The sequence below is a fragment of the Brevundimonas sp. UBA7664 genome (assembly GCF_002483305.1).
Taxonomy (GTDB): Bacteria; Pseudomonadota; Alphaproteobacteria; order Caulobacterales; family Caulobacteraceae; genus Brevundimonas.
The window spans coordinates 1-11,293 of record NZ_DLHQ01000006.1 but is presented as its reverse complement, the minus strand read 5'-3'; the positions used below and the strand labels follow the sequence as shown (position 1 = coordinate 11,293).

Sequence of the window (11,293 nt, the reverse complement as noted above, 5' to 3'; positions counted from 1 at the left end):
GCCCTCCCCACCGACGGGATGGGCCGGAGTCTAGGACGGGGGCCAGCTATGGCGGGATAAGGACGCTGTAATTTTTGAAAGGTGCGCGGAGTCAGAGGGTTGGCGGGGCGGGATATGCTGGCAATCGGTGGATTGTCAGCACAGTCTCCTCCCTGTCGCGCAGCGATGGGGAGGTGGCGCGGCGCGGCTTCGCGCCGTGACGGAGGGGTGATGAGCAACGGTCGTGGCGCGGCGGGTGCCCCTCCACCACGCTTCGCGCGGTCCCCCTCCCCACTGCGTGGGGAGGAGAGGCCCCCTACCCCGCCGACATATTCCCGGGCTGTTGCTTGTCCTTGAGGGTCACCAGCTCCTCGGCCATGGTCGGGTGGACGGCGCAGGTGGCGTCCCACTGGGCCTTGGTCAGGCCGGCCTTCACGGCGATGGCGGCCAGCTGGATCATCTCCGGCGCCTCGGGACCGACGATGTGGACCCCGACCACCCTCTGGCTCTGGGCGTCGACGACCAGCTTCATCAGCACCCGCTCGTCCGAGCCGGTGAAGGCGTATTTCATCGGCCGGAACCGGGTCAGATAGACATCGACCTCGCCGGGGCAGCTGTGCCGCGCCTCGCTCTCGGTCAGGCCGACGGTGCCGACCGGCGGCTGGCTGAACACCGCGCTGGCGACGGCCTCGTAGTCAAAGGCCTGCGGATTGTCGCGATAGACGGTTTCATGGAACGCCACGGCCTCGCGGATGGCCACGGGGGTCAGGTTCATCCGGTCGGTGACATCGCCGATGGCCCAGATGTTCTCCGCCGTGGTCTTCGACAGGGTATCGACCTTGATCGCCCCGTCGTCGTTCAGCTCGACCCCGGCCGTCTCCAGCCCCAGGTCCTTGACGTGCGGCACGCGGCCGGTGGCGAACATCACCACATCGGTCTCGAGGCTCATGCCGTTCTCGAGATGGTTGACGATGCCCGTCCCGGTCTTCTCCAGCGACTTGTGCTGGCAGCCGAGGATGACCTTGACGCCGCGCTTCTCGATCTCGCCCGCGAGGTGGGCGCGGACGTCGTCGTCGAAGCCGCGCAGGATGTTGGGACCGCGATAGATCAGGGTGGTCTCGACGCCCAGGCCGGCGAAGATGCCGGCGAACTCGACGGCGATATAGCCGCCGCCCGCGATCAGGATGCGCTTGGGCAGTTGCGGCAGGTGGAAGGCCTCTTCCGAGGTGATGGCGTGTTCGATGCCGGGCAGGTCCTCAGGCTTCCACGGACGGCCGCCGGTGGCGATGAGGATCTTCTCCGCCGTGATGGTCTGGTCCTTGCCGACGATCTCGACGGTATGGGCGTCCTTGAGCACGGCGCGGCCGTGGACCAGGTCGACGCCGGCCTTGCCGAGGTTGGCGGCGTAGATGCCGGACAGGCGGGCGATCTCGACATCCTTGGCCTCAAGGAAGGTCGGCCAGTCGAATTCAGCCTTGTCGAACGACCAGCCATAGCCCTCGGCGATCTTGAGGGCGTGGCTGACCTCGGAGGCCATGACCATGAATTTCTTGGGCACGCAGCCGCGGATGACGCAGGTGCCGCCGACCCGGAACTCCTCGGCGATGGCGACGCGCTTGCCGCCGAGGGCGGTCAGGCGGGCGGCGCGGACGCCGCCGCTGCCGGCGCCGATGACGAAGAGGTCGTAGTCGTAGGTGGTCATTCTCTGTTCCGCTCATCCCGGCGAAAGCCGGGACCCAGTGCTGTCCAGCGTGACACCGACGCTTCAGGACCTTCGTCCACGCCGATCAGGAAAAAATCCGTCACCCAAAGGTCTGGGTCCCGGCTTTCGCCGGGATGAGCGGAGATCAGGGAAGTAGGCTTTCCACGCCGGAATCCAAGCCGATGATCGCCTCATCCGCCAGATCGAGGAACAGGCCATGCTCGACCACGCCGGTGATCAGCTTGAGATCGTCCGCCAGCCGCACCGGGTCATGGATGGCGCCGCATTTCGCGTCATAGATCAGATTGCCGCCGTCGGTGCGCACCAGACCGCGCTCCGCCGTCCGCACCCGCGCGGGCATGGCGATGTCGTGGTCGGCGAGGACGTCGGCGATGCGGTTGGCGGTGGTCTTGTGCCCGAAGGCGACGACCTCGATGGGCAGGGCGAAGGCGCCCAGCAGCGGCACGACCTTGGCCTTGTCGGCGATGACGATGCAACGCGTCGAGCCCTCCCACACCAGCTTCTCGCGCAGCAGGGCCGCCCCGCCGCCCTTGATCAGCGCCAGGCCGGGGCCGACCTCGTCGGCGCCGTCGACGGTCAGGTCGATGCGGGGCGTGTCCTCGAGGGTCGAGAGCGGCAGGCCGAGTTCGCGGGCCAGTTCAGCTGTGGCCTCCGACGTCGGGACGCAGCGCAGGCCGGTCAGGTTGCGGGCGGCCAGGGCCTTGACGAACCAGGCGGCGGTGGAGCCGGTGCCGAGGCCGACGACCATGCCGGCCTCAACGCGGAGGGCGGCGGCTTCGCCTGCCAGTCGCTTGTGATTGTCGGACATCGGGCTCGCTTGCGATCAGGACGGAGGGAGGATTAGCTGGCCCGGCTTTATCGGGGGGGAAGACAATGTTCAAACGCACACTGAGTCCGATGATCCTGCTGAGCCTCGCGCTCGCCGGCTGCGAGACGATCTACGCCCAGCCGTCGGCGGGGCCGACGGTCGCCGTCGTCACGCTGGACCGCGATCCCCACCTCGGCACGTTCGGCACAGGCCAGCTGCTGTCGTGGTCCGCTGACGCGGCCTGTTCCAACGTGATGAAAATCGCCGCCTTCGATCCCATGAGCCGCATCCTGGGCGGCGTCACCGATGCGGAGTTCCGTCTGCCCGGCGGCGAGACGGCGCACCTCCTCGCGGACATCTACGGCGACCCGCGCTCAGGCTTCCAGGTGGTGACGGCCTGCACCAACCTCGTGCGGTTCACGCCCGCGGCGGGCGGGCGGTACCGTATGATTCAGCGGTTCAACGACGGATGGTGCGAGGCCGCAGTCACGGACGCGGCCACCGGCGAACCGCCGGCCGACTTCACCGTCATGGGCCTGTCGCCCGAATGCATCAAGACCCCGCCGGGCTATCAGCGGGTCGGGGATGACCGCTGACCGACGGGTCAGGCTCTGGTCTTCGCCGCCTTCTTCGCCCGCATCGTCTCCATGAACCGCGCCGCCCAGCCGGCCTTCGCCGACTGCGCGCCGCGCGCCAGAGCCAGGTCGCCCGGCGCCACATCCGTCGTGATCACCGAGCCCGATCCGACCATGGCCCCGGCCCCGATCGTCACCGGCGCCACCAGCGAACTGTTGGAGCCGACGAAGGCCCCCTCGCCCACCGTGGTGCGGTGTTTGAAGAAGCCGTCGTAGTTGCAGAAGATCGTGCCCGCGCCGATGTTGGCCTTCGCCCCCACCTCGCCGTCGCCCAGATAGGACAGGTGGTTGGCCTTGGCGCCCTTGCCCATGCGGACGTTCTTCACCTCGACGAAATTGCCGACCTTGGCGCCCTCGCCCAGATCGGCGCCCGGGCGCAGGCGGGCGTAGGGGCCGACCTCGGCGCCGGCGGCGACCGTCGCGCCCTCGATATGGCTGAAGCTGCGGATGCGGGCGCCGGAAGCGATCTTCGCGCCCGGGCCGAACACGACATAGGGCTCGATCGTCGTCCCGCCGCCCACCTCGGTGTCGAACGAGAAATGCACCGTCTCCGGGGCCGGCATGGTCACGCCGGCGGCGAGGAAGGTCTCGCGCTGGACCTTCTGGAACAGGGCTTCGGCCACCGCCAGTTCGGCCTGGGCGTTGACGCCCATCACCGCGTCCTCGCCGGCCATCACCGTCCGGGTCCGGGCGCCGCGCGCGCGGGCCAGTTCGACCACGTCGGTCAGATAGTATTCGCCCTTGGCGTTGTCGTTGCGGACCTCGGCCAGCAGGTCGAACAGCAGGGCGGCGGGTGCGGCCATGACGCCGGAGTTGCAGACGGTGACCCTGAGCTGGTCGGGCGAGGCCTCCTTGTGCTCGACGATGGCCTCGAGACCGCCGTCGGCGTCGATCAGCAGGCGGCCGTAGCCGGTCGGATCGCGGGCCTCGAACCCGACCACGGTGACGCCGTCGCCGCCGCCGAAGGCTGACTCGATGTCGCGGCTCTTGAGCAGGGGCACGTCGCCATAGGTGACGATCACCTCGCCGTCGAAGTCGGCCATGGCGGCCCGGGCGGCGAGGACGGCGTGGCCGGTGCCGAGCGGCGGGTCCTGCACCGCGATGGCGGCCTCGCCGAGCCGCTTCGCCACATGGGCGCGGACCTCGGGGGAATGGTCGCCGACCACCACCACGATCCGCTCGCAGCCGAGGGCCTCGGCCGCGTCGATGGCGTGGTCCAGCATGGCGCGGCCGCCGACCGAATGCAGAACCTTGGGCAGGGGCGACTTCATGCGCGTGCCCTGGCCGGCGGCGAGAATGATGGCTGCGCGGGGAGTACTGGTCATGAATCGGTCCGGCGGTTAGTCGTCGCCAGCGGTCTAGCCCATCCCGGCGACCGGCGGGAGATGTCGATGACCGTGCGCGACCTTGAAGGCTGGACCATCGCCTTCGACCTGGACGGCACCCTGGTGGATTCGGCGCCGGACCTGATCGCCACCCTGAACCGGATGCTGGCGCCGCGCGGCCATCCGCCGGTGCCGCTGTCCTCCGCGCGGCATCTGGTCGGCCACGGGGCGCGGGCCCTGCTGCGTCATGGCTTCGCCGAGGCGGGCGCCGTCTGGGACGAGGCCGCCGAGCCGGAACTGTTCGATCATTTCATCGACGACTATGTCGCCCACATCGCCGACGACAGCCGCCCCTTCGAGGGCGTGGTCGAGACCCTCGACGGCCTGTCGGCGCGCGGGGCCCTGCTGTGCGTCGCGACCAACAAGCGCACCGACCTGGCCGAGGCCCTGATCGGCGCCGTCGGCCTGACGCGCCATTTCGTCGTCGTCGCCGGGCCGGACCGGGTCAGCGCCCGCAAGCCGGACGGGGCCCACGTGCGGGAGGCCGTGCTGCTGGCGGGCGGCGATCCGGCGCGGGCGGTGATGGTCGGCGACGCCACCACCGACACCGGCAGCGCCCGGGCGGCGGGCGTGCCCTGCGTGGTGGCGAGCTTCGGCTATAATGACGCGTCCCTCGAGGCCCTGGGCGGCGACATCGTCATCGACTGCTTCGCCGACCTGATCGCGGCGGTCGGGACGCTGCAGCGGGCGGCGGCGCCTGCCGCCATCTGACGGCTTGCCAGTCCCGGACGACCGGGCTATGTCCCCGCCTCCTGAATCGGCCGGATGCGTAGCTCAGCGGGAGAGCACCTCGTTCACACCGAGGGGGTCACAGGTTCAATCCCTGTCGCATCCACCATTTTTCCTGAACAAAAACATACATCTGGCGGAGAGCCACCCTCCGCATACGGATGATTTTTTGGGCAAAATCGAGTTAGTGGGGCAGTAGTGGGGCAGTCGCCGCGCAAAACTACCGCCCGAAACGAGACAAAGCGCCCTGAAAAGCATTGATTGGAACCGAGACCGGGGCTGATTCGACCCCGCTCGGCCGCGGCCTTTTGCAGGGCGTTTCATCCAAATCCGTCTCCCGGCCTCAATCCACCGCGACCCGTTATCGAAAGAGCTCCCATGGCGTTGATCCCGGACCATCCCAACGACGCCGGAACCTGGACCCGCCTGGAGGGTCGGGAGGGGTTCGCGCTTTGGCGTCGCGAGCGTCTGACGTTGGCGCCGGTCACGATGTACTATGTCGTCGCGCCGCCCCGGCAGAGCGAGATTCTCTACGACGAAGCCAAGGCCCGCCTTCGCTTCAACGAACTCGCTGGCGTTTCCGGCCGAGAGACAGCCCTTTAAGGAAGGCTTCGCAGACGCGCGATCTGCCGGCGGTTCCGGCGGCCCGCTCCAGATCCTCAGCCCTGGGCGGCGGCAAATGGATTGGCGAAGACCCGGCGCGCGATGAAGATGCCCGTAATAGCCACGCCTGGAAATCTGCGCGACAGGATCGTGTGGGCCGCCCGAAAATGGGTGCCGGCCGTCAGGACGTCGTCCAGAATTCCGATCTGGCCGAAGGGCGCGACGGCAAGGGACTCGTCAATCTCGTAGGCTCCCAGGAGATCCTCGACCGTGTTTCGAACGCTGCCCGCTTCATGAGAAGCGGTCATGGACCGGGTTTGGCGGATGAGCCGGCGAACATCAGCGGCGGGCTGGATCGCCGCTGCCATGTCGAACATACGGTCGTCGTAAGCCGGGTCGCCCACCATTTTCGAGGGCGGGACGGGGACGATGACGGACTGCCGGATCCAGTCGTGGTTCAGCGCCTTTCCGAGCGCGCCGGCGCACTTCCCGATCGCTTCCCGCTTGTAGCCAAGCTCGGCCGCTGATGCCGTGGGCTTCTTCTTGAGATTGGAAATCAGGGAGTTCGCCTTGCTGTACGAATAGCCCTGCCCCGACGTGAACTCGAGGAGGTACAGGCAGGCGTCCGCCGGCGTCAGGTGGTAGTGATCGCCGCGGTTGCTGTCATCGATCTGCCTGAAGCGGATCGTCATGCAAGGGCGTTCCAGATGTCATCCATCGAGCGAACGCGAATGGCGCCCAGGTCGGCGAACCTCCGGGGCCACGTCAGCTTCAGCGACGGGTCGAAACAGCTGTCGAGGATGAAGAGCTTGCGGCCCTGGTGCAGGGCGGCCCGTGCCTGAGTGAGGGTCCCGGACGTGTCGCTGGCCTCCACGATAACGGTGCCCTCGGTGAGGGCGCTCATCGTCACATTTCGCTCGGGGAAGAACAGGCGATTCTGCTGGGGCCCCTGTTTGCCGTAGCGCAACAGCGGCACCTGCGAGATCAGCAGATGATCCGTGGCGATCTGGTCCTGAAGGTCCCTGTTGGCTTTCGGATAGTACTGTCCAAGCGGTGTTCCGATGACGGCGATAGTGCGGCCACCGCATCCCAAGGCGGCGGTGTGCGCCGCGCGGTCGATACCCTCTGCCAGCCCGGACACGACGGTGAACCCACGCTCAACCAGGCCTTTGGCGATCTGGGCTGCACGTTGGGTGCCCTGCTCTGTAGCCTTCCGCGCCCCTACGACCGCGATGGAGCGGGTCTCGGTGAGCTCCCATGCCCCCTGGTAGTAGAGGACTTCGATCGGGTGGCGCGCGTCGCGAAGCCGTTCGGGATAGTCGCCGGCATGGTTGATCCGGACGCCGAACCGATGGACGCCCGACTTCTTGAGCCGGGCGAACACCTCGTCCGCAGCCGCCTCGGCGGCGGAGCGGGACACGAAATCGGACGGAAGAGCCGACGGGTCCCGAGCGAAACGGTCTGCGAGCGTCTTGAAGGTCGCGCCCTGCTCCAGCCACAACGATTCGTACGCGCCCAGCTCGAGGCGCGGCGAAATCGGCGCCAGGGCCGCTCCATCTGCACGTAATGCCAGGTTCATTCTGAAGTCCGTTTGACAGAGATTGAATCAACTGTCCCGAAGGATCAACGCCTGAGGTCGGTGAGCGTCACATTATGCTGCGCCGGATCAGGGCGGGCACGTCTTAGGAACGCCCTCCAGGACCGAGGCGAGCGCTTTTCGGGCAGCGGACGTTGCGAAAGGTCAGTTCTAGACGTCCGGCGGCGCCAGCGGCGATCTCCGCTCAGGGCGGTCGTAAGCGGACATTGGCCCGGCGGGCCGGTTCGTAGGGCCTGCCGGCGTCCGCTAAATGGCGAGCTCCCAAGCGCGAGGCAGAACCCTGGTCGACACGGTTCACGGATCAGATCGGCATCGGCGCGCCCTGGTCGCGCCTGAGCGCCTGCCAATAGTCTGCAGGCGCCGGCGTGCCGTCATGCGTCTCGATGACCAGGGCCGGGTTCGGCATCGTCAGCCGGGCGTGACGCGGACTCTCGCAGAAGGCATAGGCGCGCGCCCACGTCGTGATGGCGGCCTCCGTCGTCTCCTCCGAGCAGGCGGCGCTCACGCGCTGGCAGAATTCGAGCGACCGCACCAGGATGGAGGGGTCGTTCCGCCGCGACAGGGCGCGCAAGGCGTCGAGGTAGTCTTCCCTGAACACCGTCGGGATCACGATGCGGGACAGGCCGCCGGCCATGAGCTCCTTCGTCATCATGATGCGGCTCAGGCGCCCGTTCCCGTCATTGAAAGGATGGACGTCCGACAGCAGGAAATGGACGAACACGGCGCGCGAGAACGGGTCCTTCAGGGTCTCGAGTATCGATACGCCCTCCCGCAGGGTTCCCTCGACGCGGTCAGGGGCGACGAAGGTCGTATCCCCGGCCTTGTTGGTTCGCGTCTTGAACTGACCCGGCCGGACCGACGGCCGGGCGTCCATTAGGATCCGGTGCCGCTCCTGGATCTCGGCGAGAAAGGCGTCCGCCCCGCGGGGCACGGCCGCGCGCGGCCCCAGATCGACGAGCTGGAGATAGGCGCCCAGGACGTCGTGCCCGTCTTCCGGCCGGGCATCGGGCATCTTGCCTTCGAAGACGATCTCGACGGCCTCGCTGACGGCGAACTCCGTGCCTTCGATGAAGTTGGAGAAATAAGCCTCCATGAACGCGCCGCTCGTCTTGCGGCCGGGCGTCGCGTCCCGATCGGCGATCGACAGGGGGGCGCGGGCCTGAAGATGATCCGCCAGGGTCACGAGGCGACCGACGCAGGCGGGGTCCAGAGGCGCGCCGGCGGCGCGGGCCCGTCCCTGGACCGTGCTGAGCTTGTCCTGGCGGGTCCGCAGCAGCGCGCCGATCAGACCGTTCAGGACCTCGAATTCCTTTTCCCGCTGGAGGACGGGCGCCAGAACCCGGGCCTGGTCCCGGATATGGTTCAGGCCCTCTTCGCCGTGGGTCGAGCACAGACTTTCAAGAGCGGCTTCGACCCCCGCCTTGCCGAGGGTGCGGGCCGGTCCATTCCGGGCGCGCGACGGACTGAGGTTGTCGAGCAGCTTTCGGACTGGTCCCGCCAGCCAGGAGCCCAGATAGGGGATGTCGCCGTCGACGGGTCCAACACCCTGACGGATGTGGATCTCAAGACCCGGGAGGGTGATCACATCGCGGGTCCGCGGCGCGCTGACAAAGACGTGGCCGACCCCGGTCGGCGCGCCGCTGGAGCGGTCCCTCCACGGCTGGCTTTCCATGCCCGTCCGGTCGGTGGCGACGCCGTCGGGAACGAGCCTGCCGAGGATGGTCGACCATTTTCGACGCACGACGGCGTCGATCGGCTCGGCGCCGGGCTCGACATAGACGCCGGTCGCGATGCGAACGAGCTTGCCGCCTTCATGATCGCGGCGGATCTTCCTGTCGGTCGCTTCGCTGCCCGAGGGCGTGAAGAGGATGTCTGCCATGACCGTCTCCCAAGACCGCGCGAAATACAGGAAATGTCCGCCACGGTCCCTTAAATCGCAATAATGTCCGCCATCGTCACTTAACGTAGTTTCACTTAAGATGCCAGCCAAAGGCCAAATGTCCGTAAAACTCCCTTATCGTGCTGAAATGTCCGTCAGCCTCTCTTTGTGCGACTGCGATGGGCAAAATCCGCAGGGGCGGCCTCTAAACCCGTCGCCAGGCCCTTCGCCCTAGAATCCGAAATCGATCTGGTCGGCGGAGGCCTGCCGTTTCCGTCGGGGCGGGGCCGCCGGCGTCACAGGGCTTGCAGCCTCCGGCACGACGTTCGCCGGGGCGGCAGCGGCCTTGTCGGGCTGACGACGGGACGATCGCGCGGTCTGGATGAGCTTGGGCTCCCGGGGCCGGGCCAGCGGCCTCGGACAGGGCAGGCCGCGGGTCTTGCGTGTCGCCTTCCAGGCGGTCAATTCGCTTTCCCACCAGCCGACCCGATTGGGGGAGATGCGCACGGGTTCGGGAAAATCCCCGACCTGTTGCAGACGCCACGCGGTGGACCGGCTGAGGCCCGTGACGTCGCGGACCCGATCCCAGGGCAGCAAGCGGTCTTCCGGCCCGCCCGTCTCGACCGGCCCGCCTTCAGGTTCGAACGTCACGACGCGCCTCCGAACATCCGGTCGGCCGCCGCCTCGAACACCTCGCAAAGCACTCGGGCGTCGGTCGCGGCGTCCACGCAGTCGCGCGCCGCCCATCGCCGGGCCACATCCTTGATCGCGAAGCTGGCGGCCGGGTCCGCCAGCAGACCGGCGACCGTCGGCGGCGGCGGCGGCGTTCTGATCCCATGGTCAGCCACGGCGGCGCCCTCTCGCCGCCGGCGGCGCGGCGGTGCGGACGTCCGTGATCTGCGATCGCGCCCACTCCCGCAGCAGGCCGCGCGGATAATGGGGCCTGGACCGCACGTGACGGCAGGGCGGACCGCCACCGCCGGTCGACCACAGCCGCGCGAGGGTGGACGGCTTCAGCCGGATGCCGAACTGGGCCAGGAAGGCCGACGCCTCCGCCCGCGTCAGCAGGTCCTCGTCCCCGCACGTCGGGACCCCGGGTCCGGCCTCCGTCCCCGTTTCCCCGATCATCGCCCCGCTCCGCGCGGGCGACACTGGGTCGAGCTGGTGATCCCCTGCCCCGCCGTCAGCGCCAGGTAACAGTCCACGACCGTCGCTACATAGGCTTGGGTCTCGGCTATATCCGGCACTCGCCCCAGCCGCGCGACGCGGGCCGGACCCGCATTGTACGCCGCCAGCGCGAGCCGCAGATCACCGAAGCGCCGAATCTGACGCGCCAGATAGTCCGCGCCGCCGCGCAGGTTCTCGACCGGATCGAAGCGGTCGCGGACGCCGAGCTCCAGGGCGGTGCCCGGCATCAGCTGGGTCAGGCCTCCCGCGCCCACCGGCGACAGGGCGTCGGGCCTGTAGGCGCTCTCGGTCACCACCAGGGCGTGGAGCAGTTTGGGATCCAGGCCGTGCCTCGCCGCGGCCGCGGCGACGGCCTCCTGGAAAGGCTGTCTGAGGGGCGCGATCCACGCCGCTTCAAGGCTGTCCGGGACATCCTCGGCGACCGCCTCGGCGGGCCGGCCGAACAGATCGCCGCCGGCGTCGCGCCAGTTCACGGCCTGGGCCGACGCCGGCCCCGCGACCGCCGCCGCCATCGCGGCCAGGCAGGTCAGGCACGCCAGTCTCACCATGTCAGAACCTCCCGGTAGACGCCGTCCACCCCCGACCGCGCGACCGGCCCGAAATAGCGGCTGTCGAAACTCCCGGCAGTGTCGCCCAGCAGGAAGAGCTCGCCGTCGGCCAGCCGCCGGCATCCCGCCCAGGCGGCCAGGGGCGCGCCCCGGCGATCGCGCGCCAGGGCGCGCACCCGACCGGCCGGCGTGCGGACAACGCCGTCGTCCGCGCAGACC

General features: G+C 68.5%; 14 protein-coding genes and 1 tRNA gene. 4 read left to right on the top strand and 11 right to left on the bottom strand.

Annotation, left to right across the window (positions count from 1 at the left end; translation table 11 throughout):
• Positions 1-295: 295 nt before the first annotated feature.
• A complete protein-coding gene (gor, locus tag B2742_RS01060) occupies positions 296-1,681 on the bottom strand; it encodes a glutathione-disulfide reductase (protein ID WP_292061968.1) in 1,386 nt (461 codons plus the stop codon).
• Positions 1,682-1,826: 145 nt separating this feature from the next.
• Positions 1,827-2,510 carry a ribose-5-phosphate isomerase RpiA gene (gene rpiA / locus B2742_RS01055; RefSeq protein WP_292061966.1) on the bottom strand — a complete coding sequence of 228 codons (684 nt, stop codon included), beginning with the start codon at positions 2,508-2,510 and terminating at the stop codon, positions 1,827-1,829.
• Between the two features lie 65 nt (positions 2,511-2,575).
• Between rpiA and B2742_RS01050 the strand changes: the two genes are divergently transcribed.
• Complete coding sequence (locus B2742_RS01050) at positions 2,576-3,106, top strand: hypothetical protein (protein ID WP_292061965.1); 531 nt, start codon at positions 2,576-2,578, stop codon at positions 3,104-3,106.
• An 8-nt stretch (positions 3,107-3,114) separates the two neighbouring features.
• On the opposite strand, the gene glmU is transcribed toward B2742_RS01050, so the two are convergent.
• A complete protein-coding gene (glmU, locus tag B2742_RS01045; protein WP_292061963.1) occupies positions 3,115-4,470 on the bottom strand; it encodes a bifunctional UDP-N-acetylglucosamine diphosphorylase/glucosamine-1-phosphate N-acetyltransferase GlmU in 1,356 nt (451 codons plus the stop codon).
• Positions 4,471-4,536: 66 nt separating this feature from the next.
• On the opposite strand from glmU, the gene B2742_RS01040 reads away from it, so the two are divergent.
• The 3 genes from B2742_RS01040 (at position 4,537) to B2742_RS01030 (ending at position 5,862) form a co-directional block, all read left to right on the top strand.
• Positions 4,537-5,241, top strand: coding sequence for an HAD hydrolase-like protein (locus B2742_RS01040; RefSeq protein WP_292061962.1), 705 nt, complete (start codon positions 4,537-4,539; stop codon positions 5,239-5,241).
• A gap of 52 nt (positions 5,242-5,293) precedes the next feature.
• Positions 5,294-5,368: transfer RNA gene (locus B2742_RS01035), tRNA-Val, on the top strand.
• 269 nt (positions 5,369-5,637) lie between these two features.
• On the top strand, positions 5,638-5,862 hold the full coding sequence (locus B2742_RS01030; protein ID WP_292026897.1) for a hypothetical protein: 225 nt from the start codon (positions 5,638-5,640) through the stop codon (positions 5,860-5,862).
• Positions 5,863-5,918: 56 nt separating this feature from the next.
• Here B2742_RS01030 and B2742_RS01025 read toward each other — a convergent pair whose 3' ends face one another.
• From B2742_RS01025 to B2742_RS00990, 8 genes are all read right to left on the bottom strand, one after another.
• Positions 5,919-6,554: a hypothetical protein gene (locus B2742_RS01025; RefSeq protein WP_292061961.1), complete on the bottom strand. Its 636-nt coding sequence runs from the start codon at positions 6,552-6,554 to the stop codon at positions 5,919-5,921.
• On the bottom strand, positions 6,551-7,441 hold the full coding sequence (locus tag B2742_RS01020; RefSeq protein WP_291838722.1) for a DNA-processing protein DprA: 891 nt from the start codon (positions 7,439-7,441) through the stop codon (positions 6,551-6,553). The genes B2742_RS01025 and B2742_RS01020 overlap by 4 nt, the downstream gene beginning before the upstream one ends.
• Positions 7,442-7,760: 319 nt before the next feature.
• Positions 7,761-9,338, bottom strand: coding sequence for a Fic family protein (locus B2742_RS01015; protein ID WP_292061959.1), 1,578 nt, complete (start codon positions 9,336-9,338; stop codon positions 7,761-7,763).
• Positions 9,339-9,569: 231 nt separating this feature from the next.
• Positions 9,570-9,989: a helix-turn-helix transcriptional regulator gene (locus B2742_RS01010; protein ID WP_292061956.1), complete on the bottom strand. Its 420-nt coding sequence runs from the start codon at positions 9,987-9,989 to the stop codon at positions 9,570-9,572.
• Entirely contained in the window at positions 9,986-10,186 is a 201-nt protein-coding gene (locus tag B2742_RS01005; RefSeq protein ID WP_292061954.1) for a hypothetical protein, read from the bottom strand. Before B2742_RS01005 ends, B2742_RS01010 begins: the two co-directional genes overlap by 4 nt.
• Positions 10,179-10,466, bottom strand: coding sequence for a hypothetical protein (locus B2742_RS01000; RefSeq protein ID WP_292026911.1), 288 nt, complete (start codon positions 10,464-10,466; stop codon positions 10,179-10,181). The genes B2742_RS01005 and B2742_RS01000 overlap by 8 nt, the downstream gene beginning before the upstream one ends.
• Entirely contained in the window at positions 10,463-11,074 is a 612-nt protein-coding gene (locus B2742_RS00995; protein ID WP_292061952.1) for a lytic transglycosylase domain-containing protein, read from the bottom strand. The genes B2742_RS01000 and B2742_RS00995 overlap by 4 nt, the downstream gene beginning before the upstream one ends.
• On the bottom strand, positions 11,068-11,293 hold a 226-nt coding region (locus B2742_RS00990), incomplete at its 5' end, for a S26 family signal peptidase (protein ID WP_292061950.1). The genes B2742_RS00995 and B2742_RS00990, both read right to left, overlap by 7 nt.

Excerpts from the sequence above, each read along its gene's own strand:
- gor (WP_292061968.1), bottom strand. The coding sequence starts at position 1,681 with ATGACCACCTACGACTACGACCTCTTCGTCATCGGCGCCGGCAGCGGC.
- rpiA (WP_292061966.1), bottom strand. The coding sequence starts at position 2,510 with ATGTCCGACAATCACAAGCGACTGGCAGGCGAAGCCGCCGCCCTCCGC.
- B2742_RS01050 (WP_292061965.1), top strand. The coding sequence starts at position 2,576 with ATGTTCAAACGCACACTGAGTCCGATGATCCTGCTGAGCCTCGCGCTC.
- glmU (WP_292061963.1), bottom strand. The coding sequence starts at position 4,470 with ATGACCAGTACTCCCCGCGCAGCCATCATTCTCGCCGCCGGCCAGGGC.
- B2742_RS01040 (WP_292061962.1), top strand. The coding sequence starts at position 4,537 with ATGACCGTGCGCGACCTTGAAGGCTGGACCATCGCCTTCGACCTGGAC.
- B2742_RS01030 (WP_292026897.1), top strand. The coding sequence starts at position 5,638 with ATGGCGTTGATCCCGGACCATCCCAACGACGCCGGAACCTGGACCCGC.
- B2742_RS01025 (WP_292061961.1), bottom strand. The coding sequence starts at position 6,554 with ATGACGATCCGCTTCAGGCAGATCGATGACAGCAACCGCGGCGATCAC.
- B2742_RS01020 (WP_291838722.1), bottom strand. The coding sequence starts at position 7,441 with ATGAACCTGGCATTACGTGCAGATGGAGCGGCCCTGGCGCCGATTTCG.
- B2742_RS01015 (WP_292061959.1), bottom strand. The coding sequence starts at position 9,338 with ATGGCAGACATCCTCTTCACGCCCTCGGGCAGCGAAGCGACCGACAGG.
- B2742_RS01000 (WP_292026911.1), bottom strand. The coding sequence starts at position 10,466 with ATGATCGGGGAAACGGGGACGGAGGCCGGACCCGGGGTCCCGACGTGC.
- B2742_RS00995 (WP_292061952.1), bottom strand. The coding sequence starts at position 11,074 with ATGGTGAGACTGGCGTGCCTGACCTGCCTGGCCGCGATGGCGGCGGCG.